This window comes from Rhodococcus sp. NPDC003318, assembly GCF_042879035.1.
Taxonomy (GTDB): domain Bacteria; phylum Actinomycetota; class Actinomycetes; order Mycobacteriales; family Mycobacteriaceae; genus Rhodococcus_G.
Genome location: NZ_JBIAOU010000020.1, coordinates 64,836 through 89,106 on the forward strand (window position 1 = coordinate 64,836; position 24,271 = coordinate 89,106).

At 70.1% G+C, this 24,271-nt stretch carries 22 protein-coding genes; 11 read left to right on the top strand and 11 right to left on the bottom strand.

Features of this window, described 5'->3' with window-relative positions:
- The first annotated feature begins 83 nt into the window (after positions 1-83).
- From ACFYVR_RS22730 to ACFYVR_RS22745, 4 genes are all read left to right on the top strand, one after another.
- Positions 84-902 (top strand): class I SAM-dependent methyltransferase, encoded by an 819-nt coding sequence (locus ACFYVR_RS22730; RefSeq protein ID WP_387477395.1) that lies wholly within the window; start codon positions 84-86, stop codon positions 900-902.
- Positions 899-1,786, top strand: a complete 888-nt coding sequence (locus ACFYVR_RS22735; protein ID WP_387477397.1) for an ROK family protein — start codon at positions 899-901, stop codon at positions 1,784-1,786. The genes ACFYVR_RS22730 and ACFYVR_RS22735 overlap by 4 nt, the downstream gene beginning before the upstream one ends.
- A 149-nt stretch (positions 1,787-1,935) precedes the next feature.
- On the top strand, positions 1,936-3,108 hold the full coding sequence (locus tag ACFYVR_RS22740) for a phosphotransferase family protein (protein WP_387477399.1): 1,173 nt from the start codon (positions 1,936-1,938) through the stop codon (positions 3,106-3,108).
- Positions 3,109-3,190: 82 nt separating this feature from the next.
- Positions 3,191-4,639 carry an aldehyde dehydrogenase gene (locus ACFYVR_RS22745; RefSeq protein WP_387477402.1) on the top strand — a complete coding sequence of 483 codons (1,449 nt, stop codon included), beginning with the start codon at positions 3,191-3,193 and terminating at the stop codon, positions 4,637-4,639.
- A gap of 62 nt (positions 4,640-4,701) precedes the next feature.
- On the opposite strand, the gene ACFYVR_RS22750 is transcribed toward ACFYVR_RS22745, so the two are convergent.
- Positions 4,702-5,208: a hypothetical protein gene (locus ACFYVR_RS22750; protein ID WP_387477405.1), complete on the bottom strand. Its 507-nt coding sequence runs from the start codon at positions 5,206-5,208 to the stop codon at positions 4,702-4,704.
- A gap of 250 nt (positions 5,209-5,458) precedes the next feature.
- Between ACFYVR_RS22750 and ACFYVR_RS22755 the strand changes: the two genes are divergently transcribed.
- A complete protein-coding gene (locus ACFYVR_RS22755; RefSeq protein WP_387477407.1) occupies positions 5,459-6,415 on the top strand; it encodes a cation diffusion facilitator family transporter in 957 nt (318 codons plus the stop codon).
- 160 nt (positions 6,416-6,575) lie between these two features.
- Here the strand turns inward: ACFYVR_RS22755 and epsC are convergent, their stop codons facing one another.
- From epsC to ACFYVR_RS22790, 7 genes are all read right to left on the bottom strand, one after another.
- A complete protein-coding gene (gene epsC / locus ACFYVR_RS22760) occupies positions 6,576-7,160 on the bottom strand; it encodes a serine O-acetyltransferase EpsC (protein WP_387477409.1) in 585 nt (194 codons plus the stop codon).
- A gap of 5 nt (positions 7,161-7,165) precedes the next feature.
- A complete protein-coding gene (gene cysK / locus ACFYVR_RS22765; RefSeq protein WP_387477411.1) occupies positions 7,166-8,101 on the bottom strand; it encodes a cysteine synthase A in 936 nt (311 codons plus the stop codon).
- 166 nt (positions 8,102-8,267) lie between these two features.
- Complete coding sequence (locus ACFYVR_RS22770) at positions 8,268-10,094, bottom strand: phosphoenolpyruvate carboxykinase (GTP) (RefSeq protein WP_387477414.1); 1,827 nt, start codon at positions 10,092-10,094, stop codon at positions 8,268-8,270.
- A 376-nt stretch (positions 10,095-10,470) separates the two neighbouring features.
- Positions 10,471-11,190, bottom strand: coding sequence for a hypothetical protein (locus tag ACFYVR_RS22775; protein ID WP_387477416.1), 720 nt, complete (start codon positions 11,188-11,190; stop codon positions 10,471-10,473).
- 181 nt (positions 11,191-11,371) lie between these two features.
- Entirely contained in the window at positions 11,372-11,680 is a 309-nt protein-coding gene (locus ACFYVR_RS22780) for a DUF6802 family protein (RefSeq protein WP_387477418.1), read from the bottom strand.
- A 24-nt stretch (positions 11,681-11,704) separates the two neighbouring features.
- Complete coding sequence (locus tag ACFYVR_RS22785; RefSeq protein WP_387477420.1) at positions 11,705-13,087, bottom strand: hypothetical protein; 1,383 nt, start codon at positions 13,085-13,087, stop codon at positions 11,705-11,707.
- Positions 13,080-13,838, bottom strand: a complete 759-nt coding sequence (locus ACFYVR_RS22790) for a hypothetical protein (RefSeq protein WP_387477422.1) — start codon at positions 13,836-13,838, stop codon at positions 13,080-13,082. The genes ACFYVR_RS22785 and ACFYVR_RS22790 overlap by 8 nt, the downstream gene beginning before the upstream one ends.
- Positions 13,839-14,058: 220 nt before the next feature.
- Between ACFYVR_RS22790 and trmB the strand changes: the two genes are divergently transcribed.
- The 3 genes from trmB to ACFYVR_RS22805 are packed head-to-tail and all read left to right on the top strand — an operon-like array spanning position 14,059 to position 18,484.
- Entirely contained in the window at positions 14,059-14,838 is a 780-nt protein-coding gene (trmB, locus tag ACFYVR_RS22795) for a tRNA (guanosine(46)-N7)-methyltransferase TrmB (RefSeq protein WP_387477441.1), read from the top strand.
- Positions 14,835-15,533 (top strand): NYN domain-containing protein, encoded by a 699-nt coding sequence (locus ACFYVR_RS22800; RefSeq protein WP_387477423.1) that lies wholly within the window; start codon positions 14,835-14,837, stop codon positions 15,531-15,533. Before trmB ends, ACFYVR_RS22800 begins: the two co-directional genes overlap by 4 nt.
- The gene (locus tag ACFYVR_RS22805) at positions 15,533-18,484 is read left to right on the top strand and encodes an MMPL family transporter (RefSeq protein ID WP_387477425.1); all 2,952 of its coding nucleotides are present in this window, start codon (positions 15,533-15,535) and stop codon (positions 18,482-18,484) included. Before ACFYVR_RS22800 ends, ACFYVR_RS22805 begins: the two co-directional genes overlap by 1 nt.
- A gap of 19 nt (positions 18,485-18,503) precedes the next feature.
- Here the strand turns inward: ACFYVR_RS22805 and ACFYVR_RS22810 are convergent, their stop codons facing one another.
- Both ACFYVR_RS22810 and ACFYVR_RS22815 read right to left on the bottom strand, forming a co-directional pair.
- A complete protein-coding gene (locus ACFYVR_RS22810) occupies positions 18,504-19,133 on the bottom strand; it encodes a DUF1707 domain-containing protein (RefSeq protein WP_387477427.1) in 630 nt (209 codons plus the stop codon).
- A 156-nt stretch (positions 19,134-19,289) separates the two neighbouring features.
- Positions 19,290-20,387 (bottom strand): AI-2E family transporter, encoded by a 1,098-nt coding sequence (locus tag ACFYVR_RS22815; protein ID WP_387477443.1) that lies wholly within the window; start codon positions 20,385-20,387, stop codon positions 19,290-19,292.
- Positions 20,388-20,659: 272 nt separating this feature from the next.
- Between ACFYVR_RS22815 and ACFYVR_RS22820 the strand changes: the two genes are divergently transcribed.
- Positions 20,660-22,114, top strand: coding sequence for an adenylate/guanylate cyclase domain-containing protein (locus ACFYVR_RS22820; protein WP_387477445.1), 1,455 nt, complete (start codon positions 20,660-20,662; stop codon positions 22,112-22,114).
- Positions 22,115-22,167: 53 nt separating this feature from the next.
- Positions 22,168-23,280, top strand: a complete 1,113-nt coding sequence (locus ACFYVR_RS22825) for a YbhN family protein (protein WP_387477429.1) — start codon at positions 22,168-22,170, stop codon at positions 23,278-23,280.
- A 65-nt stretch (positions 23,281-23,345) separates the two neighbouring features.
- On the opposite strand, the gene ACFYVR_RS22830 is transcribed toward ACFYVR_RS22825, so the two are convergent.
- Positions 23,346-23,624: an FCD domain-containing protein gene (locus ACFYVR_RS22830; protein ID WP_387477431.1), complete on the bottom strand. Its 279-nt coding sequence runs from the start codon at positions 23,622-23,624 to the stop codon at positions 23,346-23,348.
- 62 nt (positions 23,625-23,686) lie between these two features.
- On the opposite strand from ACFYVR_RS22830, the gene ACFYVR_RS22835 reads away from it, so the two are divergent.
- Entirely contained in the window at positions 23,687-24,136 is a 450-nt protein-coding gene (locus tag ACFYVR_RS22835; protein WP_387477433.1) for an alpha-isopropylmalate synthase regulatory domain-containing protein, read from the top strand.
- Positions 24,137-24,271: the final 135 nt, after the last annotated feature.

Consider the following 24,271-nt stretch of genomic DNA (forward strand, 5'->3'; position numbering starts at 1 on the left):
ACACCCTACGACGTTTGCCGTCCACGGTGGCGCGCTCCGGGCGGCTCTTAGGACATCGTGACCCGCCGATAGGGTTGCTCCTCGTGACCGCGCCTTCCGTGACCCGACTGTTCGCCCGCCGGGCCACGCTCCGCCGGTCGGTGCGACTGCTGTCGGACTTCCGGTTCGAGCAGACCGATCCGGACCGGTTCTACGGGGCGCTGGCCACCGATTCGCTGGAACTGATCGGCGACCTGCACACCGGAGCCACCGGGCGGTCGCTGCAGGACCTGACGGTCCTCGACGTCGGCGGCGGTCCCGGGTACTTCGCGGACGCGTTCCGGAGCGCGGGCGCGGCGTACGTGCCGGTCGAGCCGGATCCGACGGAGATGCACGCGGCCGGACTGCCCGCCCACGGCGGCATCCGCGGGTCCGGTATGGCGTTGCCGGTGCGGGACGCGTCCGTCGACATCTGCTTCTCGTCGAACGTCGCCGAGCACGTGCCGCATCCGTGGACGATGGCCGACGAGATGCTGCGTGTGACGAAGCCGGGCGGTCTGATGGTGCTGTCGTACACCCTGTGGTGGGGTCCGTTCGGCGGCCACGAGACGGGGCCCTGGCACGCGCTCGGCGGCGAGTACGCGGCCCGCCGCTACGCCCGCAAGCACGGCAAGGAGCCGAAGAACCGGTTCGGGGTGTCCCTGTTCGACGTCGGCGCCACCGACGGCCTGCGCTGGGCGCGCGCGACCCCGGACGGTGAGCTGCTCGCCGCGTTCCCCCGCTACCACCCGCGCTGGGCGTGGTGGCTCGTCAAGGTGCCGGTGATCCGAGAGTTCCTGGTCTCCAACCTCGTCCTGGTGGTGCGCCGGCGCAGTGGTGCACTTTCGGACGTCGGGGCGTCCGAAAATGCACCACTGCGGTGACCGCACTTGCACTCGACATCGGCGGCACCAAGTTCGCGGCGGCGCGCGTGCAGCCGGACGGCACGCTGGTCGGTGAGCGCCGTGTCGCGACACCGGCGTCGGACGTGTGGGCGGCAGCGGAGAGGCTGCTGACCGAGGTCGCGGACGGTCGCCGGGTGCGGCGGATCGGGATCGGCTCGGCCGGACCCGTCGACGTCGACGCCGGTACGGTCGGCCCGCTGAACATCGCCGAGTGGCGGCACGGGTTCACGCTGGTCGACGCGGTGCAGACCCTGTTCCCGGACGCCGGGATCACGCTCGCCATCGACGGCGCCTGCTGCACCCTCGCCGAGTACCGGTTCGGCGCGGGCCTCGGCACCGAGGACCAGATCGGGATGATCGTCTCGACCGGCGTCGGCGGCGGGGTGCTGCTCGGCGGTCGGATCGCGGGCGGGCGGACCGGCAACGCCGGGCACATCGGGCACATCGTGGTCCCGGGCGCCGAGGACGTCCCGTGCGTGTGCGGAGGCGTCGGATGCCTGGAGGCGGTCGCGTCCGGGCCGTCCGCGGTGCGGTGGGCCAACGACCGGGGCTGGCCGGGAGCCACCGGCCTGGAACTGTCGCGGGCGGCGGACGCGGGTGACGAGGTCGCGCGGGCGGCGCTGCACCGCGCCGGGACGGCGGTGGGCACCGCGATCGCGTCGACGTCGGCCGTTCTCGATCTGGATCTCGCGGTGGTCGGCGGCGGTTTCGGGCAGGCGGGGGCGGCGCTGTGGGAGCCGATGCGGGCGGCCGCTCGCCGGCATGCGCGCCTGACCTTCAACCGTGAGCTGCGGATCGTCCCGGCTGCCCTCGGAGGTCGCGCCACGCTGATCGGCGCGGGCGCATTGACGCTGGTCGGCTGACCTTTTCCCAATTTCGTTACAGGGCCACCCAAAAGGGCCTGATTTCGCCCCGGGAACTCTGTAACGTGTTCTAGTGTGCTTCTCACCACACTCTGCCCGCGCGGCCGGGGATCCGCCCCTGCCACGAGGGACGACGGAACGGGGGCACCGTGAGCGCAACCGAGACCACACTGGGTGACGGCGACAACCCCGCCGAGATCGCCCGGCCCAGCGAGTCCCGACGCGACCCCGAACAACTCCGCGACGCACTGCAGTCGTGGCTGGCCGGGCGGGTCCCGCACGGCGCGGATCCGCACGTCACCGAGGTGCGGGTGCCCGACGCCAACGGCATCTCCAGCGAAACGGTCCTGTTCGACGCCGAATGGACGGAGGACGACGACCGTCGGGTCCACCAGCTGGTCGCCCGGATCGAGCCGGTCGCCTCGTCGATGCCGGTGTTCCCGCGCTACGACATGGGCACCCAGTTCGCGGTGATGAAGGCCGTCGGGGAGCTGTCCACGGTGCCCGTTCCGAGGGCGTACTGGTTCGAACCCGACCCGGCCGCGCTCGGCGCCCCGTTCTTCGTCATGCAGCGCATCGACGGCATCGTCCCCCCGGACGTGATGCCGTACAACTTCGGATCCTGGCTGTCGGAGGCGACGCCCGAGCAGCGCCGCACCCTGCAGGACGCGTCCGTCGACGTGCTCGCGAAACTGCACGCCATCGCGGACCCGTTGTCGCACTTCGACTTCCTCCGCCTGCACGACGCCGGACCGACCGCCGAGGAGTCGCTGCGCGCCCACCTGACCCGCCAGCGCGGCTACTACGAGTGGGCGACCGCCGACGGACCGCGCTCGCCCCTGATCGAGCGGGCGCTGGACTGGCTCGGGGCCAACGTGCCCGCCGACCCGTCCCCCGCGGTGCTGTGCTGGGGCGACTCCCGGATCGGCAACGTCATGTACCGCGACTTCTCTCCCGTCGCGGTCCTGGACTGGGAGATGGCCGCGCTCGGGCCGCGCGAGATGGACCTGGCGTGGATGATCTTCCTGCACAGGTTCTTCGAGGATCTCGCCACGATGGCCGGGCTGCCGGGACTGCCCGACTTCATGCGCCGCGACGACGTCGCCGCCACCTACGCGGAACTGACCGGGCACACCGCCACGGACCTCGACTACTACGGCGTCTACGCCGCACTCCGGCACGCGACGATCATGTTCCGCGTGCAGAGCCGCGCGATCGCGTTCGGCCAGGCCGCCCGCCCCGACGATCCGGACGACATGATCCTGCACCGCAGGACGCTCGAGGACATGCTCGACGGCACCTACTGGACCCGGGTCTCGTGACAACCACCGAGGAGGCCCGCACGTAACCAGGACGCGCCGCGACCGACCACGATCCGACATCCGCACCAGCAAGGAAGAACTGATGACCGATTACGACAAGCTCTACATCGGCGGCAGGTGGGTGGCGCCGTCCACCACCGAACGCCTCGAGGTGTTCTCCCCCGCGACGGAGGAACGCGTAGGCAGCGTGCCGGTCGCCGCCCCGGCCGACGTCGACGCGGCGGTCACGGCGGCGCGCGGCGCGCTCGAGTCGGGTCCGTGGCCGCAGACGACGCCCGCCCAGCGCGCCCAGATCCTCACCAACGCAGCCAAACTCATCGAGGAGCGGTCCGAGGAACTGTGCACGCTGATCTCCGCCGAGATGGGCGCGCCGCGTGCCGGTGTCGAGTTGATGCAGAAGACGCCGTCACTCGCCGCACTGAACAGCTATGCGTCCATCGGCGAGTCGTTCCCGTGGGAGGAGGAACGGACCGGCGTGTTCGGCACCACCAAGGTGCTGCGCGAACCGGTGGGCGTGGTGGCCGCGGTCATCGCGTGGAACGTGCCGCTGTTCCTGCTGATCAACAAGCTCGCCCCGGCGATCCTCGCCGGCTGCACCGTCGTGCTCAAGCCCGCTCCGGAAACCCCGATGAACGCGAACCTGGTGGCCGAGATCTTCACCGAAGCAGGCGTTCCCGAGGGTGTGCTCTCGATCGTTCCCGGCGGCGCCGAGACCGGCGAGTACCTGATCTCGCACCCCGACGTCGACAAGGTCACGTTCACCGGCAGCACCGCGGTCGGACGCAGGATCGGGGCGATCGCCGCCGAGAACCTCAAGCGGTGCTCACTCGAACTCGGCGGCAAGTCGGCCGCGATCCTGTTGGAGGACATGGACGTTGCCGCAACGATGCCGATGCTGGTGCTGTCCGGGCTGATGAACTCCGGTCAGGCGTGCGTCGGCCAGACCCGCATCCTGGCACCCCGGTCGCGGTACGACGAGATCGTCGAGGCCATGGTGCAGTTCGCCGGATTCATGCCGGTGGGCATGCCCGACGACCCGGCCGCACAGCTCGGCCCGATCATCACCGCCAAGCAGCGCGACAAGATCCTCGGCTACATCGAGAAGGGCAAGCAGGAGGGCGCCCGCCTCGTCCTCGGCGGCGGCGTTCCGGCGGGCCTGGAGAAGGGCTACTTCGTCGAACCGACCATCTTCGCCGACGTCGACAACTCGATGACCATCGCCCGCGAGGAGATCTTCGGCCCCGTGCTGTCGGTGATCCCCTACGACAGCGTCGACGACGCGATCAAGATCGCCAACGACTCCGACTACGGTCTGGCCGGGTCGGTGTACACCACCGACATCGACAAGGGCCTCGAGATCGCCAGGCAGATCCGCACCGGGACCTACGGGATCAACTGGTACGCCTTCGATCCCGGCTCACCCTTCGGCGGGTACAAGAACTCCGGCATCGGCCGCGAGAACGGCCCCGAGGGCCTGGACGCCTACTGCGAACTCAAGTCGATCCTGATGCCCGCCGGCTACGGCATGTGACCCGTGACCGACACGCGCGCCGCACCGAAAGGTGCGGCGCGCGTTCACTGGTGGAGTCGGACTCAGATCTCGAAGGGCAGTTCGACCGCGGCACTGCCGGTGTCGCCGGGGATCAACCCGACCCCCAGCAGCTGGGGTGTGCCCAGCACCGGATTGGCGGGATCCGCGACGGTGGCGCAGCCGCCGATGACGGCGTAGACGCCGGCCGGAACGTCCTCGACCGTCGACTTCACGGTCTGCCCCGGCAGCACGCCGAACAGGGTGAGCGGATCCGTCACCGTCGGGTACACGAGCACACCCGGCTCGAGAATCGTCGCCGGATCCGCGAGGACGGCGAGTGCGTCGACGGCGTTGACCACGAAGGCCTGACAACCGGACAGGCTCAGCACCTCGTTCGGGTTGGTGACCTCGAGGGAGACACTGGTGCCCGCCGAGGACGCCACGACGGTCGGCGGCGTGACCGTCGTCTGGGCGGATGCGGTGGCCGGGTGCAGGGCTGTCGTGACCCCGACCCCCGCAGCGGCGATCGCGGCGCCGCCGACGATCCTCTTCAGTGTGGTACTCGGCATGCTGCATCCTTCTTGATCGCTGGACCCACCGGCAGGCGACGGGTTCGGACCGGCCGAACGCTAGGCGACCGGCCCGAACGGATCGAAACGAACACACCGACCGTCACCACTTCCACACCAATCCGTTGTCATTCGCCGGCCACACGACGCCGGGTGGGCTCGGTGAACGGCGAGGTGACCGGGCTGCCGGTGGGCCCGTCCGCGCCGCGTCGACCGCCCCGTCCCCGGTTGCCGTCGTATCGTTCGACGCATGACGGATCCGGGAGCGACGGCGAACCAGGAGAGCACGCTGACGGTGGTCCTCGCGTTCGGCGCGAACCTCGCGATCGCCGTGGCGAAGTCGGTGGCGGCGGCGCTGACCGGGTCCGCGTCGATGGTCGCCGAGGCCACCCACTCCTGGGCGGACACCGGCAACGAGGTGCTACTGCTGATCGCGAACCGGAGGTCGCAGCACGCCGCGGACCGCGCGCACCCCCTCGGCTACGGCCGCGAGGCGTACGTCTGGTCGATGTTCGCCGCGCTCGGCCTGTTCGCGCTGGGCGCGGGAGTCTCGATCACGCACGGGATCCAGGAGCTGTTCAATCCGGAACCGGCGACCGACTACGGCATTGCGTACGCGGTGCTCGCGATCTCGTTCGTGCTCGAGGCGATCTCGTTCCGGCAGGCCTTCCGGCAGGTGCGGTCCGAGGCGAAGTCGGCCGAGCGCGATCTGCTCGAGCATGCCCTCAAGACCTCGGACCCGACCGTCCGGGCCGTGTTCGCGGAGGACGCCGCCGCCCTGATCGGTCTGGTCATCGCCTTCGTCGGCGTGCTGCTGCACCAGGTGACCGGTTCTCCGGTGCCGGACGCGATCGGCTCGATCCTGGTGGGCATCCTGCTCGGCGTGATCGCGGTGGTCCTGATCGACCGAAACCGCCGCTTCCTCGTCGGGGAGGAGGCGTCCCCGCTGCTGCGCAACGCCGGACTCCGCACGCTGCTCGACCTGCCCGAGATCGACCGGGTGACGATGCTGCGGATGGAGTACCTCGGACCGCGACAGGTGTATCTCGTCGGGGCCGTCGACCTGGTCGGCGACGATGCCGAACACACCGTCGCCGAACTCCTCGACCGGTGCGAGAACGCGCTCGAGCGCAGCCCCCACATCCGCAAGGCGGTGCTGTCGCTGTCCACGCCCGGCGACCCCGCCCTCGTCCCCGCCAACGGCTGAAGGGCACCTTCGTCCGGTTGATCGGGACGAAGGCGCCCTTCATCCACGTGCACGTCGGCGTCCCGGTCCCGGCTGAAGGCCCCCTTCATGCCGTCGGATCGAACGAAGGTCACCTTCGACCGGAGGCGGGGGTGGCACCGGGCACCCGGGGGCGAGCAGGTCAGATGTACATCGCGGGATCGATGTAGGTGTTCGGATCGACGAGCTGCTCGTGCTGACGGCCGCTGCGGTGCCGCACCGTCGCCGGGATTCCGGTCGCGATCGAGTCGGCCGGGACGTCGCGGGTGACGACCGCGTTGGCCCCGATCGCGCTGTCGTCGCCGATCACCACCGGACCGAGGACCTTCGCCCCCGCGCCGACCGTCACCCGGTTGCCGATCGTCGGATGCCGTTTGGTCTTCGCCAGCGACCGGCCGCCGAGGGTGACGCCGTGGTAGAGCATGACGTCGTCACCGATCTCGGTGGTCTCGCCGATCACCACACCCATGCCGTGGTCGATGAAGAACCGACGGCCGATCGTGGCACCGGGATGGATCTCGATCCCGGTCAGGAACCGGGTGAACTGCGCGAGCACCCGGGCCGGGCCGCGCAGCGCGGGCACCGCCCACATCCGGTGCGCGACGCGGTGCGACCAGATGGCGTGCAGTCCCGAGTAGACCAGCGCGTTCTCCGCGTTGCTACGCGCGGCCGGGTCCTGGCCGCGCGCGGCCTGCAGGTCCTCCCGAACCGTGCGCAGCACTCCCACGTCGATCAGTCCCGGATGTGCTCGAAGAGCGGCGTCGAGATGTAACGCTCACCGAAGTCGGGCACGACCACGACGATCAGCTTGCCGGCGTTCTCCGGACGCTTCGCCAGTTCGAGCGCACCCCACACGTTCGCGCCGGCGGAGATGCCGCCGAGGATGCCCTCGTCGGTGCCGAGGCTGCGCGCCGTCTCGATCGCGTCGTCGAGTTTGACGTCGATGATCTCGTCGTAGACCTCGCGGTCGAGGATGTCGGGGACGAAGTTCGGGCCCAGACCCTGGATCTTGTGCGGGCCGGGCTGGCCGCCGGTCAGGATCGGCGAGTCGGCCGGCTCGACGCCGACGATCTTCACGCCGGGCTTGCGCTCCTTGAGGATCTGGCCGACACCGGTAAGGGTGCCGCCGGTGCCGATGCCGGCGACGAAGATGTCGACCTCGCCGTCGGTATCGGCCCACACCTCCTCGGCGGTGGTGGCTCGGTGGATCGCCGGGTTCGCCGGGTTCGCGAACTGACGCGCGAGGATCGCGTTCTCGGTCTGCCCGACGATCTCCTCGGCCTTGGCGACCGCGCCGGCCATGCCCTCGGCGCCCGGGGTGAGCACGATCTCGGCGCCGTACGCGCGCAGCATCACGCGACGCTCGGTGGACATCGTCTCCGGCATGGTCAGGATGACCTTGTAGCCGCGGGCCGCCGCGACCATCGCCAGCGCGATACCGGTGTTGCCGGAGGTGCCCTCGACGATGGTGCCGCCGGGCTCGAGCTCACCGGACTTCTCGGCGGCGTCGATGATCGCGACACCGATGCGGTCCTTGACGCTGTTCGCCGGGTTGTAGAACTCGAGCTTGGCGACGACCTGCGCCTGCACGCCGTCGGTCAGACGGTTGAGGCGGACGAGCGGCGTGCGCCCGACCAGCTCGGTGACGTTGTTGTAGATCTGGCTCATCGCTGATCCTCTCCCCGTGCGTATACGCCGGGCGTCGCTGTTCGTTGCATGTATTCCACCACTGCCGTCGAGCCGGCGTCACACCGACTCCCCTCCGAAACGGGTGAAGGGCACCTTCGTCCGGTTGAACCGAACGAAGGTGCCCTTCACCACGAAGCGGGGACGCTCAGCCGAGGCGCTGCTTGAGGGCCTCGAACTCGTCGCGGACGCCGGACGGCACCTTCTCGCCGAGGAACTCGAACCACTCCTCGATCAGCGGGAGCTCGGCCTTCCACTCGTCGACGCTCACCGCGAGAGCCTCGTCGACATCGGCCGCGACCACGTCGAGGCCGTCGAGCTCGAGATCCGCCGCGGTCGGGACGTAACCGATCGGGGTGGTCTGCGCGCCCGCCTTGTGCTCGATCCGGTCCACGATCCACTTGAGGACGCGGGAGTTCTCGCCGAAACCGGGCCACAGGAAGCGGCCGTCGTCGCCCCGACGGAACCAGTTCACGTAGAAGATCTTCGGCAGCTTCTGCGCGTCGGCGTTCTTGCCGAGGGTGATCCAGTGGTTGATGTAGTCACCGGCGTTGTAGCCGATGAACGGGATCATCGCCATCGGGTCGCGGCGGACGGACCCGACCTTGCCCTCGGCCGCGGCCGTCTGCTCGGACGACAGCGTCGCGCCGAGGAAGGTGCCGTGCTGCCAGTCGAAGGACTCGCTGACCAGCGGGACCGTCGTCTTGCGGCGGCCACCGAACAGGATCGCCGAGATCGGCACACCCTGCGGGTCGTCCCACTCGGGGGCGAGGATCGGGCACTGCGACATCGGGGTGCAGTAACGGGAGTTCGGGTGGGCGGCCTTCTCGCCGGACTCGGGGCTCCAGTCGTTGCCCTTCCAGTCGATCAGGTGCTGCGGGTCACCTTCGAGACCCTCCCACCAGACGTCGCCGTCGTCGGTCAGCGCGACGTTGGTGTACAGCGTGTTGCCGGCCTCGACCGTCTTCATCGCGTTCGGGTTCGAGCCGTGGTTGGTGCCCGGCGCGACACCGAAGAAGCCGAACTCCGGGTTGACGGCGTACAGGCGGCCGTCCTCGCCGAACCGCATCCACGCGATGTCGTCGCCGAGGGTCTCGGCGCGCCAGCCCGGGATGGTCGGCTGGATCATCGCGAGGTTCGTCTTGCCGCACGCGGACGGGAACGCGGCCGCGATGTAGTAGTTCTTGTTCTCCGGCGAGATCAGCTTGAGGATGAGCATGTGCTCGGCCAGCCAGCCCTCGTCGTGGGCCATCGCCGACGCGATGCGCAGCGAGTAGCACTTCTTGCCGAGCAGGGCGTTGCCGCCGTAGCCGGAACCGTAGGACCAGATCTCCCGGTCCTCGGGGAAGTGGGTGATGTACTTCGTGTCGTTGCAGGGCCACGGCACGTCGGCCTGGCCCTCGGCCAGCGGCGCGCCGACGGAGTGCAGCGCCTTCACGAACGGCTTGTCGGTGCCGAGCTTGTCGAGAGCGGCCTGCCCCATGCGGGTCATGATGCGCATCGACACGACGACGTACTCGGAGTCGGTGATCTCGACGCCGAGCTTCGGGTCGTCGGCACCGAGCGGGCCCATGCAGAACGGCACCACGTACATGGTGCGGCCGCGCATGCTGCCGCGGTACAGGTCGGTCATGATGCCGCGCATCTCGGCCGGGTCCATCCAGTTGTTGGTGGGGCCGGCGTCGATCTCTTCACGCGAGCAGATGTAGGTGCGGGACTCGACGCGCGCCACGTCGGACGGGTCGGAGTTGCCGAGGAAGGAGTTGGGCTTCTTCTCGTCGTTCAGACGCGTGAAGGTGCCGGCCTCGACGAGCTGGGTGGTCAGGCGGTCCCACTCCTCGTCCGAACCGTCGGCGAAGACGACGCGGTCGGGCTGCGTCAGCTCCGCCACCTCACGAACCCAGGCGAGAAGTTCGCCGTGCGAGGTGGGCGCGGGGTCGGTGCCATTCAGACCTGGAATGGTCGCTGAGGTCATCAAACTCTCCCTGGGTTTTCCGGAATCGATTCACCGTGCGCTGCCGTCACGGCAGTGCACGTGGAGCACGATTGAGCCCTCTCGGCGGGGCACTACCCGCTGGATCGACCACCGTGTGCGAGTGGTTTCACACGGGTGGTGACGACACGGGCGCCGGGTGTCCTGGTAAGAGGTTAGCGCTGCGTGTCCGCGTTGTGGGAATCGGGTCTCGTCCGATCGGTCACAGGACCGATTCAGTGATCCGCCCCCCGGTCACGCAGGATCTCGCTCCGGTCGAGCGGTGGATTCGGGCCGGCGGTCGCTCGACCGACTCACGCACGTCCGGCGGTGACGACCCAGGTCGGGTCACCGCCGGACGTGGCCGAAGCACGACAGGTCAGCTGGCGTAGTTCTCGATGACGTTGACGATGGTGTCGCCGAGGACGTCACTGATCGAACCGGTGGAGCTCAACTGGCCTTCCGAGGAGCCGAGCCCGGCCGTGTCGAGGCTGCCGGTGACGGCTTCGCCCGCGTTCGGGATGCGGACGGTGAAGCAGGCCGTCAGGTCGGGCAGTTCGTTCGAGACACCGCCCGTGCCGGCCACGCCGATGCCGCCGCTCGTGATCGTCGACCCGGGCGTCGCATTCGACGGCACCACGTACGTGGTCTCGAGCGTGACCGGGTTTCCGACGTTCACGAACCACCCGGTGCTGGTGTACTTCCATCCGTCACCGTTCGGGGTTCCGGTCACGTCCTCGGCCTGCTGACCACCGATCACGTGGTATGCGGTGATGGTCGACTTCACCGGCGCACCGAACCCGGCCGGCGGGTAGTCGGTGATCGTGTTGACGTACGGGTTGCCGATGCTCGTCGTTCCGATGACGGTCTTGTACGTGACCTGCGTGCCCGCAGCGGCCTCGGTGACGTTCACGGACCGGTCGTAGTTGTGGGTGATCCACACCGTGCTGGCGTTGTTCTTCTCGGCGTGGCTGGACTGGGCACAGGTCTGGGCCGACGCGACTCCCGTGCCCAGGCCGAGGCTCACGGTCGCGCCGCCGACGACCAGGGCACCGGCAGCGATCGCTGCGGCGGCACGGCGCAGCGAGGATCGGGACATGGGATCTCCGTTCGATCGGTACAGGCCCCCGAGCAACCCCTACGGCAGGCCTTCGACTGACGTGACATGTGCGTGACCGGCGTCACGCACCGGACCTTTATACGGACATGCGTCCAGGTCGCTGATCGTTTTCGGAGTTTCCGTTTCAGCCTGTGTCGGAAATCGACGGGTCACCCGGCGATCACAGGTGTCCGCCGTCCGTCCGCACCCAGTGCAGCGTCCCGTCCGGGTCGCGCCGCGGCTCCCACGACGCATAGGCGCCGTCGTCCTCGACCCTGGTCAGATGGTCGGCGAACCCGTCGCCGTCGAGGTCGGACGCGACCGTCACACCGTTGCCGTCCGCGTAACCCCGGGTGTCGAGAACGCCGTCCCCGTCGACGTCCACGACCGGGTCGGTCACCGCGAACGGGCCGTCCGCGGGACCGGTCTCCACCGACAGCGCGTGGTCGGCGCCGCCGTGGATGGTCATCGTCAGCATGTCGTCGTGCATCGGCGAGATCCCCCTTCGAGTCGGTCACTGATGGGTTGGACGCAGCGCTTCCGGTGGCGGTTCCGCCAGCGCGCGCTCGACCACCGCGAGATCCCTCTCCACTGCAGCCAGCCGGCCGGACGTGCGTCCGATGCTCTCGCGCACCGCACGGTCCAGGTCGGTGAGGGATTCCTCGACCTCCCGGATCCGCTGCCGGTGTGCCCGGGCGATCGCCTCCGCCGTCTCGGCCTCGGTGTCGACCAGCCTGGTCAGCGCCCGCTGCTCGAGCCCCGACCGCACCTGCGCCATCACTTCGGCGAGCCACAGCCGCAGGTGTGCCCGGTCGGCGACCTGCCCCCGCATCCGGGTCAGCCACCAGGCGGCACCGCCCCCGACCAGCAGGGTCGCCGGGATCGCGATCAGGTCGAATCCGGCGATCCCGGACATCGGGGCGATCACGAACCTGCCCGCCCCGACCCCGGCCGACGCCCCGACGACGATCATCATCCGGTCCTCGACACCCCGCGGCCGCGCTTCCGGCCCGGCGACGAGCGGCGGCGGGCGGTTCGGCCCGGCTGCCCGGTACGCCTTCCCCAGGACCTGCTCGCCGACCCCGGACAGCGTGGCCGACGTCGATGCGTCGAGCTCGACGGTCAGCTCCGTCACCGCGTCCCGCACCCGCTGCTGGAACTCCGGCAACTCGCGGCGGGAACCTCGGTCGAGTTCGGACCGCAGACCGGCCGAGATCGCCCGCACCCGCTCCCCCACCTGGTGGGTGAGGTCGACCCGGGCCAGCGCGGCGAGCCGGCGAAGCGCGGCGGCGGCCTCGGTGCGCGGCCCGTCCCGCTGCCCGATCAGGGTCGCGCGCCGCTCCCGCAGTCCGGTGGTGCCCTCGTCGCGGCGCAGGTCGGCGAGGGTCGCGAGCATCAGCCGCCGAGTCTGCTCGAGGGCTGTCCGGTGCCGCCGCGACGGATCGGCCCCGGTTGCGCGGGCCGCGACCTCGGCCGACAGCTCCGGCAGGCCCGAACCGGTGACCGCGGACACCGGCAGGATCGCCCCGGCGAGCTGCGGCGCGTGCTGCGCGAGGAGCGCGATGTCGCGGCCCAGCACCGTGTGCCAGTCGTGGTGGAGATCGGTGCGCACCATGGTCAGGAGGATCCCGACGCCGCCGCGCGCCACGCCCGACAGCAGTTCCAGTTCCTCGCGGCCGATCACGGAGGCGGCGTCGAACACCACGAGCACCGTGTCGGCGGCGGGGTCCGGGCCGTCGGTGAATCGGGCGGTGGGGACCTCCGCCCGCAGTCGGGCCGTCAGTGTGCTGCAGCCGCTACCGGGAAGCCCCTGGACGGACACCGTGGGCAGGTCCGGTCGGCGCGGCTGCCACCGTCGCAGCACGGCGTCCAGATCCGCTCCGGATCCGTCAGGCACCGCGGATCCACTCCCGAACCGCGGCGCGGTGCATCGCGAGTGCGGTGCGGGCGCCGTCCGCGTCGATGTCACCGGCCAGGCGGTGCCGCCAGTGCCGCGCGCGACCGGGTGCGTCGGCCGGGGTGACGCGCTGCCCGGTCGCCCGCGCCGTCAGCGCGACACCGTCGTCCGAGGCGAGGTGGTCCTCGACGGGGTCGCGCAGCGCGGGGTGTTCACCGAGCGAGCGCAGCAGCGTCAGCAGCGCGACCGCGCGGCGCGCGCCGACGGTGGCGACCCGGTCCGCGAGCTCGTCCCGCAGCGTCGCGATGCCACGGACCTCGCCGACGGCGGTGACCGGTAGGCAGTGCGTCCCGAGCAGCGCGGAGATCCGGGCGGCCGATCGGTCCGGATCGGCCAGCGTGTCCGCTTTCGTCAGCACCGGCAGCAGCCGCGCGTTCGCGGCTGCGGCGGCGCGGTCGGCGCTGCGGGGCGGGTCCAGCAGCGCGAGCACCACCACGTCCCCGCGGAGTTCGGGATCCGCCGCGGCAGGCCGGTCCCAGGCGGCCGTCTCGACCACCTCGGCGCCCGCGACCGGCCCGAGCGCGGTCACGATCGCGGACCGTCCGACACCGGCGCGGCCCGTCACCTCGACGAGAACGTCCTCCTCGAGCGCGCGACGACACCGCTCGAGTTCGGCGGCGGCCGCCGCGTCGAACTCGGCGACCACCGCACCCAGCCTGCTCGCACCCACGATCGTTTCCGTCGACGCCACGGCGCCACCCCCTGTGGAATCGGTGTGAAATCCCTGAGCGCCCCTCCCCGACGCGCGTGGTGATGATCGCAGCACCAACGCAGGGAATGGAACAGTGCGTCGGGGACCGGACCGGACTCGACCGCGGAACTGCCTGGTCGGGGCCGGATCCGGAGGCGGCGTCGAGGTCGGGCAGCGCGCCGCGATCTCAGAGAAGTCTCAAGCTTTCCTTGAGGCCCGGCTGCCGGAAACCAGGGTCATGCGTGACAATGGTCCGGTGAATGACGCCGAACCCCGGGTGGAGGGTGCCGCCGAACGGGGCTCCCGCCTGTATCCCCGGGTGACCAGTTTCCGCTCGCGCCGCGGCGCCCTGACCGATCCCCAGCAACAGACCTGGGATCGGATGTGGCCGACGATCGGGGCCGACGTCTCCGACACACCGGTCGACCTGGACGCGTGGTTCGGTCGGCAGGCACCGACCATCATCGAGATCGGGTGCGGTACCGGCACCGCGACCACCGCGATGGCGAAGGCCGAACCGCACGTCAACCTCCTGGCCGTCGAGGTGTACCGGCCCGGGCTGGCGCAGTTGCTGCAGGCCGTCGAGCGTGACGCGATCCCGAACATCCGGGTCCTGCGTGGCGACGCGATGGACGTGCTCGAGAACATGCTGACCTCCGAGTCGCTGACCGGGGCGCGCGTGTTCTTCCCCGACCCGTGGCCGAAGGCCCGTCACCACAAGCGGCGGCTGCTGCAGCCCGCGACGTTCGCACTGATCGCGGACCGGTTGGCGCCGGGCGGAGTGCTGCACGTGGCGACCGACCACGCGGAGTACGCAGAATGGATCTCCGAGGCCGGAGACGCCGAACCCCGGCTGACCCGCCTCGACTGGGAGCAGCTGGCCAGCGGTGCGATCGACTCGCCGATGACGCACGAGCGCCCGGTCACCAAGTTCGAGGACAAGGCGCATCGCGTCGGCCGTCCGATCACGGAAATGATCTGGGGAAAGGTCACTGCATGAGTGTCAGCGAACGACTACCGGCCGCAGCGGGGGCGACCGGGGACGACGGTCGCGACACCCGGCAGCCGCGCCGGGTTCTGCTCGTGTGGGACGCGCCGAACCTCGACATGGGGCTCGGCGCGATTCTCGGTGGCCGCCCGACCGCGGCGTACCGGCCCCGATTCGACGCACTGGGCCGCTGGCTCCTCGGTCGTACGGCCGAACTGTCCGGCACCAGCCCGGTCCGGCTCGAGCCGGAAGCGACGGTGTTCACGAACATCGCCGCGGGCAGCGCCGACGTCGTCCGGCCCTGGGTGGAGGCGCTGCGGAACGTCGGCTTCGCGGTGTTCGCGAAACCGAAGATCGACGAGGACAGCGACGTCGACTCGGACATGCTCAACCACATCGCCCTCCGCGCCCGCGAGGGCGGGTTGGGCGGCATCATGGTCGCGTCCGCCGACGGCCAGGCGTTCCGCGAGCCGCTCGAAGACCTCGCCGCGACGGGGATCCCGGTGCAGGTGCTCGGTTTCCGTGAGCACGCGAGCTGGGCGGTGTCGTCGGAGACCCTCGAGTTCGTCGACCTCGAGGACATCCCCGGGGTGTTCCGCGAACCGCTGCCACGAGTGAGCCTCGACTCGCTGCCCGACGAGGGCGCCTGGTTGCAGCCGTTCCGTCCGCTGTCGGCCCTGCTGCTCGGGCGTCAAGGAGTGCAGTAGTGTTCGCGACCTGGGGCAGTATCGTCTACCGCCTCCGATTCACCGTGATCGGAGTGATGGTGGCGGTGATGCTCGCCCTCGGCGCGTACGGCCTGGGCCTGGAGAAGAACCTGAGCCAGAGCGGCTGGGACGACCCGGGTTCGGAGTCGGTGGCCGCCGCGAAGCTCGCCGACGGCACCTTCGGCCGCGACACCACCGCCGACGTGGTGCTCCTATACACAGCGCCCGAGGGCAAGACGGTCGACGATCCCGAGTTCGCGGCGAAGATCACCAAGAACCTCGACGACGCCGTCGCGAACAACCCGGACCAGATCCTCAAACTCAACGGCAGCTACTGGTCCACCAAGCTCGCGCAGCTGACCGACGAGACCAAACAGCACGCGATCGCCAGTGTCGCGATCGCCGGCGACAACGACACCGAGGTCGCGGCCAACTTCCGCGAGATCCGCGACGTGTTCTACATCGACGGCGTCGACGTGCAGTTGTCCGGTCTGCAGCCGGTCACCGGCACGCTCAACGACACCATGGCCAACGACGTGCACCGGATGGAACTCCTCGCGATTCCCGCGGTCGGTGTGCTGCTGTTCTTCGTGTTCGGTGGCATCGTCGCCGCCGCGCTGCCCCTGATCGTCGGTGGTCTGACGATCATCGCGGCCAACGGCGTCGTCAAGTTGTTCACCCAGTTCACCGAGGTGAACTCGTTCGTGTCGCCGGTGGTCTCGCTGATCGGTCTGGGTCTGGCGATCGACTACGGACTGTTCATGGTCAGCCGGTTCCGCGAGGAGATAGCGGAGGGGTACAGCACCGGTGACGCGGTGCGCCGCACCGTGATGACCGCGGGGCGCACGGTGGTGTTCTCCGCGACGATGGTCACCGCCAGCCTCGGCGGCCTGCTGATCTTCCCGCAGGGCTTCCTCAAGTCGGTGGCCTACGGCGCGATCGCCGCCGTCCTGTTGGCGGCGCTGATCTCGGTGACGGTGCTGCCCGCGATCCTCGGCATCCTCGGCCGCCGTGTCGACGCGCTCGGCTTCAAGTTCATGCGCAAGACCAAGACCGCCGAGGAGATCGAGAACGGCTTCTGGGGCCGGTTGACGCAGTGGGTGATGAAGCATCCGCTGAAGGTCGCGATCCCGATCGTCATCGGCCTGCTGCTGCTGACCATCCCGATCTCGGGGATCAAGTTCGGCGGCATCAACGAGACCTACCTGCCGCCGGACAACCCGACGCGCCTCGCGCAGGAACAGTTCGACGAACTGTTCCCGAACAGCCGGACCGAGCCGATCAAACTGGTGATCCAGGGCGCCGACGGCGCGCAACTGACCCAGATCGTGCGCGAGGCCAGCGAGGCTCCGGGCCTGGTCGAGAAGTTCACGATCAACAACCCGACGCAGGACGGGGTGACGGTCTTCAAGGCCGGTCTCGTCGACCGCAACGACGCGGACGCGACGATCGACTACCTCCGTTCGATGGACGTCCCGGACGGCGCGACGGTACTCGTCGGCGGCACCCCGGCGATCGAGCACGACTCGATCTCCGCGCTGCTGAACAAGCTGCCGCTGATGGTGACACTGGTGGTGTTGCTGACGACGCTGCTGATGTTCCTCGCCTTCGGATCGCTGGTCCTGCCGATCAAGGCGGTGCTGATGACCGCGCTCGGCCTCGGCGCCACGCTCGGGATCCTGACGTGGATCTTCATCGACGGTCACGGGTCCAGCGCGATGAACTTCACGCCGGGACCGATCATGTCGCCGGTGCTGGTGCTGATCATGGCGATCATCTACGGCCTGTCCACCGACTACGAGGTGTTCCTGCTGTCGCGGATGGTCGAGGCGCGCGCACAGGGCGCGAGCACGACCGAGGCGGTGCGGGTCGGCACCTCGCACACCGGACGCATCATTACGGCCGCCGCGCTGATCCTCATCGTCGTCACCGGCGCGTTCGCGTTCTCCGAGCTGGTGATGATGAAGTACATCGCCTACGGCATGATCGCCGCGCTGATCCTCGACGCCACCGTGATCCGCATGTTCCTGGTGCCCGCCGTGATGAAACTCCTCGGGGACGACTGCTGGTGGGCGCCGGCGTGGATGAAACGCATCCAGCAACGTCTGGGCCTGGGCGAACCGATCCTCCTGGACGAACGGATGCCCGCCGACGTCCCGGAGATCGAAACGGTGCCGGTGCCCGGTCCCCCGACCGTGCCCGTGGTGCGCAGGTCGACGCCGTTGACACGCGATGCGATCGAACGGGTGCTGCCACCCCGCACCGCGGCCGCGTCCCGGATCGCGCGGACTGCGCAACCGCTCGCGGGCGAGCCGTTGACCGAGCCGATCCCCCAGGCGACGCCGCGGGCGGTCCCGCCGGTCTCGAGCCGGGTCACCGGCCCGGACGCGGCGCGACCGGTTCCGTCCACCGAACGCCACCCGACACCCGGCGCCGCGCCGCGGTCCGAACGGCCCGGGGCTCCGCGTCCGACGGCCCTGGGCCCGGAGCCGGCACAATCCGGATCCCCGACGCCGGTACCCTCACGACCTGCTCCGAAGCCGCCGGAGATGACCCCGGTTTCCACCGAGGATCGGCCGATCGAGAGCTGGTTGTCGAGTTTGCGGGTCCCGACGAGCACCCCGGGCAACGGTCGTACGGTGAACGGCGTCACGCAGCAGCAGCAGCCGCTGGCCGCGCCGCGACCGGCGCCCTCCGCACCGCTGCGCACCCCGCCGTCGGCCCCGACCGTGCCACCGTCCGCAGCGATGCCACCGGCACCGGTCCCGACTCCCCCGGCACCCGCCCCGGCTTTCCCTGAGACGGCACGTCCCGCGGATTCCCCGGAGACGGCCCCCGCCCCGACGGACGAGCAGTCCGACGCCGACTCGGCCTCCGGACGGCACCGGCACACCGACGGAGCGCCGACGGTCAGCGTCCGCGAACTCCTCGCACGCCAGCGCCGCGACTGAGCCGGTCCGTCAGGAGCCGTCAGCCGAGCATCCGCCGGAAGCTGGTGCCGAAGGGGTGTTTCGCGGTGACCGACCCGAACCGGGTGCGGCCCCGCACGACGAGGTGCAGTGGGCCGAAAGGCGGACCGGTGCGCACCTTGTTGGTGGCGCTGCCGCCGTAGGTCTCGACGCCGTTGAGGTCGACCGTCGCCTCCTCCGGCACGATCAGCGTGGTCGTGCCGAACGCGTCGTCGAGGTGCACCTCGACGACCTGCGTCTGCATCGTCGCCTCGGTGAAGTCGAGGGTGACGGTGGAGAACCGGACGTTGATCGCCAGCGTCGGCGGGACCTGCCACGGCCCCTTGCGGTGGATCGTCGACATCCGTCCCCGGATGACGTTCGTGCCCTGCACCACCGGCTGCGGGGGTCCGGGGGCCGGCGGCGCGGTGTGCGGGTACGGGTGCGGCGCCGGCGACTCCCCGACGACACGGATACCCGGCAGGTCGTACAGCACGGCGTTTAGTTCGCCGCGCGTGCGCGCCGCGAGCGCGGTGTCCATCCGCTCGGTGAACTCGCCGAGGGACAGCATTCCCTGCCCCACCGCGCGCTGTAGCAGTTGACCGACGTACTCACGTTCGGCGTCCGACACCCTGAGATCCCTCGCCTCCATACCGCCCAGAATATGCGCGGTCCGTGACACGTCCACCGGGTCGGCGAGCCGACGCGCTGCGTCCCCGCCCGCGACGGCCCGCGCACCTCGTGCCCGCCGCGAGGAGCGGCAATGTGCACCGTGAGTCCTTTCGGTCCCCCTGCGGGCCGAAAGGACTCACGGCTCCTGGTCCGGTCGCGCCGGGAACAGCGGCAGGGTCGGATCCTCCACGTCGACTTCGGCGGGCACCTCCGTCGGGTCGGCTGCGAGCAGCGAGCGGATGGCGGTGTTGAGGACCGCGACGATCGGGACGGCCAGCAGGCCGCCGACGATGCCGGCGAGCACGATGCCGGTGGTGATGGCCAACACGACGGCCAGCGGATGCAGCCGCACCGCGCGCCCGAGCAGCAGCGGCTGCAGCACGTGACCTTCGAGTTGCATGATGCCGATGATGATGCCGAGCGTGATCAGTGCGGTGACCATGCCCTTGGTCACGAGCGCGACGAGCACGGCGACGAATCCGGTGACGAACGCGCCGACGATCGGGATGAACGCGCCGACGAACACCAGCGACGCCAGCGGCAACGCCAACGGGACGCCGAGGATCGCCAGGCCCGCGCCGATGCCGACGGCGTCGGCGGCCGCGACGACGACCGTCGCCCGGGCGTATCCGACCAACGAGCCGAACCCCTGACTGCCCGCGAGGCGGACCCGGTCGCGGGAGCCGGTCGGCACGATCCGCGTCACGAACTCCCAGATCTGGTCGCCGCCGTAGAGGAAGAAGACGAGGGTGAACAGCGTCAGCGCCGCCCCGGTGAGCACCTCGCCGATGACACGTCCCGTCGTCAGGGCTCCGCTGGTCACGGCCTCCTGGTTGTCCTGGATGGCCTTGACGACGGAGTCGCCGGCCTGCCGGAACTGGTCTTCGGAGAAGTGGAACGGGCCGTCGGTGAGCCAGTCCTGGACCTGGTTGACGGAGTGGGTGAACTGTTCGGCCAGCCCGGGCAGTCCGGCGATGAACTGCTCGACGACGAACGTCATGATTCCGGCGACGATCCCGATCGCGGCGGTCAGCACGACGAGAACGGCGCCGGACCTGGGCACTCCGCGGGCCTGCAGCCAGTCGACGAAGGGGACGAGCAGTGCCGCCGCGAGCAGCGCCAGCGCGACCGGGATGACGACGGTGTCGAGTGTGGCGATGATCCAGCCGAGAGCGAGCAGCCCGGCGAACAGCACCAGCAGCCGCCAGGTCCATTCGCTGGCGACGCGGACCACGGGATGAACCGACCGGACATCGGGGCGGGTCGCGGGGGACGGTGCGTCGCGCGGCCCGGTCCGTGGCGGATCGTTCGCGGTCACCTCGGCGAGCCTACGGCTCGGGACGGGGTTTTGCCGTTCGTTCACTGCCGCGTCCGCCCGCTCCGGCGGGGCGACTGTGGGCACTCCGACTCTGCTGGTGTCGGACGGCCCCCGCTAAATTGGTCGCTGTGCTGGCATCTTCCTACCGAGCGGTCGCGCTGACCATGCGCAGTCGATGGCCGCTCTACATGGGGTCGATGATTCTGGCCAACTTCATCGGCGCGGTGCTGGTGCTCGCGTTCATCCGCTACGGCCTGCCGATCACCGAATCCGAGGCGATCATCGAGGACCGGGTCCGCAACGTCGTGATCTTCGGTGTCTACCTGATCCTGGCCGGCGTCGTGAGCCTCGGTGCGGCCGCAATGATGCTGCGGTCGGTGATCCGCTGGCAGCTGCGCGGGGGCCCGCCGACCCGCGGGGAGCAGATGGCGGCGCTGCACGCGCCGCTACGGCAGGCGATCGTCCACCTGATCCTGTGGGTGATCGGCGGCGTCCTGTTCGTCCTCCTCACGGTCGACGAGATGCCCGAGTTGGCGGTCGCGGTGATCGTCACCGTGTGCATGGCCGCGACGACCACGTTCGGTTTCACCTACATGCTCGGCGAGCGGATCCTGCGTCCGGTCGCGGCGCGGGCCCTGTCCGAGGGACGTTTCGACCGCACCCTCGCGCCCGGTGTCGGCACCCGGATGGCGATGACGTGGGGGCTGGGCACCCTGATGCCGGTGATCGGCATCATCCTGCTGTGCGCCACCCAGCTGAGCACCAACCTGCGGTTCTCCACGAACTCGCTGGCGATCGCGGTGCTCCTGCTGTCGGGGATGACGATCACCACCGCGTTCGTGCTGTCGATGCTCACGGCCAGTCAGGTGTCGGATCCGATTCGGCAGCTGCGGCGGGCCATCGAGCGGGTGCAGCGCGGCGCCACCGATGTCCAGGTGGAGGTGTTCGACGGCAGCGAGATCGGTCGGCTGCAGGTGGGGTTCAACCGGATGATGCAGGACTCCGCGGAACGGCGGGTGCTGCGTGAACTGTTCGGTCAGCACGTCGGCGAGGACGTCGCGCGTCGGGCACTGCAGTTCGGTACCGAACTCGGCGGCGAGACGCGGTTCGTCGCGGTGCTGTTCGTGGACATGGTGGGGTCGACGGGCGCGGCGGCGGAACGGCCGCCGGGTGAGGTGGTCAGTCTCCTCAACGAGTTCTTCCGGGTGGTCGTCGACGTCGTCGACCGCCATCACGGGTTCGTCAACAAGTTCATGGGCGACGCCGCCCTCGCGATCTTCGGCGCTCCCCTGGACCGGCCCGACGCCCCGACGGCCGCGCTGGCCGCGGCGCGCGAGCTGCGATTCGCCCTCGCCGACATCACCGGTCTCGACATCGGGATCGGCGTGTCCGCGGGGCTCGCCGTCGCCGGGAACATCGGGGCGGCGGAGCGGTTCGAGTACACGGTGATCGGCGACCCGGTGAACGAGGCGTCGCGGCTGACCGAGCTGGCGAAGATCCATCCGAGCCGCGTGCTGGCGTCGACGAGTGCGCTGTACTTTGCGGACGAGGAGGAGCAGTCCGAGTGGGAGCTGGGCGACCAGGTCCAGTTACGGGGCCGCAATCGGGTCACGCACCTGGCCTCGCCGGTGCAGTACCCGTGACCTGTCACTCCGGGATGGCCGGCTGACCGACCCGGATTGGCTAGGCTGGCCAGGTGGTAGCGCCGCAGCCCGACCCGCGTGGGGGTGAACCCGACCGCCCCCGCGGCCGTTGGTGGTGGCTGAAATGGGTGGCCGGTGTCGCGCTCGTGGGCTTGCTGATCGGCGAGGGTGTCTACCTGTGGCCGCGGCTGCACGACTCGTGGTTGGCGTTGACCGAGATCCACTGGGGGTGGCTCGCCGCGTGTGTGGCGGCGCAGGCCGTCTCCCTCAGCGGATACGGGCGGGTGCAGAAGCAGTTGCTACACGCCGGCGGTGTCGATGTCGCGCAGCGCACGTCGGTGGCGGTGGTCTACGCGTCGACGGCGATGGCCGTGACACTGCCCGCCGGCCAGGTGTTCTCGACCGCCTTCACGTACAAGCAGACGCGGCGGTGGGGCGCGAGCCCGGTCGTCGCGTCGTGGCAGCTGGCGATCTCCGGGGTGATCGCGGGCATCGGCCTGGCCCTGATCGGGTTGGCGGGTGCGCTGCTCGTCGGCGGCTCGGTCAACGCGGTGACCCTGGCCCTCTCGGTGGCCGGGCTCGCGGTGCTGATCGTCGCGGTGCGGTACGTGTCCGCGCATCCGGACACGATCGAGTCCGCGGCGCGGTGGGTGCTGGTGCGGGTGAACCGGGTGCGGTCGAAACCGCCGGAGACCGGAATGGGAGGGGTGCGTGAGACCCTCGCGCAGCTCGAGTCTGTGCAGGTCGGCAAGCGCGACTGGATGATCACGGCGTGCTGGTCCGCGGTGCACCGGGTCGCCGACGTGGCGTGTCTGCTCCTCGCCTGCTGGGCGATCGGAGCGCAGCCGCAGCTCGCGGGCGTGCTGATCGCGTTCGCCGCGGGCAAGGCGGTCGCGACGATTCCGTTGGCACCCGGCGGTCTGGTGTTCGTCGACGCGACCCTCATCGCGACACTGACGACCGCCGCGGCCATCAGCGCGTCACAGGCCGTGGCCGCGGCGTTCGTCTACCGCGCGGTGAGCTTCATCCTCGTCGCCATCGTCGGCTGGGTCGTCTTCGCGTTCCTGTTCCGCGAGCATCAGCATGAGGACCTCGAGTACGACGTCGAACTCGAACGCCGCGAGCAGCGCGAAGGGTTCGGGTCCGAGCACCGCGACCAGCCCTGACCCGGCCCCCTCCCCTTCCCGGCTGAAGGTGGCCTTCGCTCGGCCCGACGGCATGAAGGTGGCCTTCAGCCGGGGCGCCGGATCGCCGCCAGCATCGCGTCGAGGTGGGCGCGGCTGATTCGGACTGCGGCGTCGGCGTCCCCGGCGGCGACGGCGGCGACGAGTGCGCGGTGGTCGTCGGCGTCCGGTTCGGGGTCGCGGCGGCGGATGCCGAGCAGGTCGACCATGTCGACCATCGCCTCGGTGAGCCGGGGGACGAACGTCTCGAACAGTTCGGCGAGGACGGCGTTGCGTGCGGCGGCGACGACGGCACGGTGGACGTCGATGTCGGCGTCGACTGCCACGCGGCCTGCAGATCGACTTCGCCCGTAGCGTCCAGCACGCCACCGACGGCAGCGGCACCGAGATGACGGCGCCCCAAATGTGGAAGTTGCTGAACGACAGCTACTCCCACCGCGGGTCACTGCTGCGCTGGGCTGTCGACCACGTCGAGGGCGGCGACCGGCTGCGGTTCGCCGCGACGGTCGGCGACACCCGCGTCGACGGTGACGCCACCGCGTCGGGCCCGGTGGACGCGCTGACCCTCGCGCTGTCCACGCCGGGCGCCGAGGTGGAGGTCCTGTCGCTGACGCAGCAGTCGATCGGCGCCGGACGCGACGCGGAGGCGGCCACCTTCGCGCACTGCCGCGTCGGCGACCGCGCGGCGTGGGGCGTCGGCCTCGACCGGTCGGTGACGGCGTCCACCCTGCGGGCGGTGCTCGCCGCGGCGTCCCGCGTTCCAACACAGGTGACGGAGGTCACAGATCGTTGCGGGAAGGTTTCCCCGAATGGCACGGTTGAGCCAGGCAGATCTTGAAACTTCAACCATATGCTCAGCGACCCGCCCGAGGAGTTCTCATGACCACCGCCACCGCCCTCCCCACCCTGACCGCCGGCACCTGGGCCATCGACCCCGTCCACTCCACGGTCGGCTTCTCCGTCCGCCACCTCG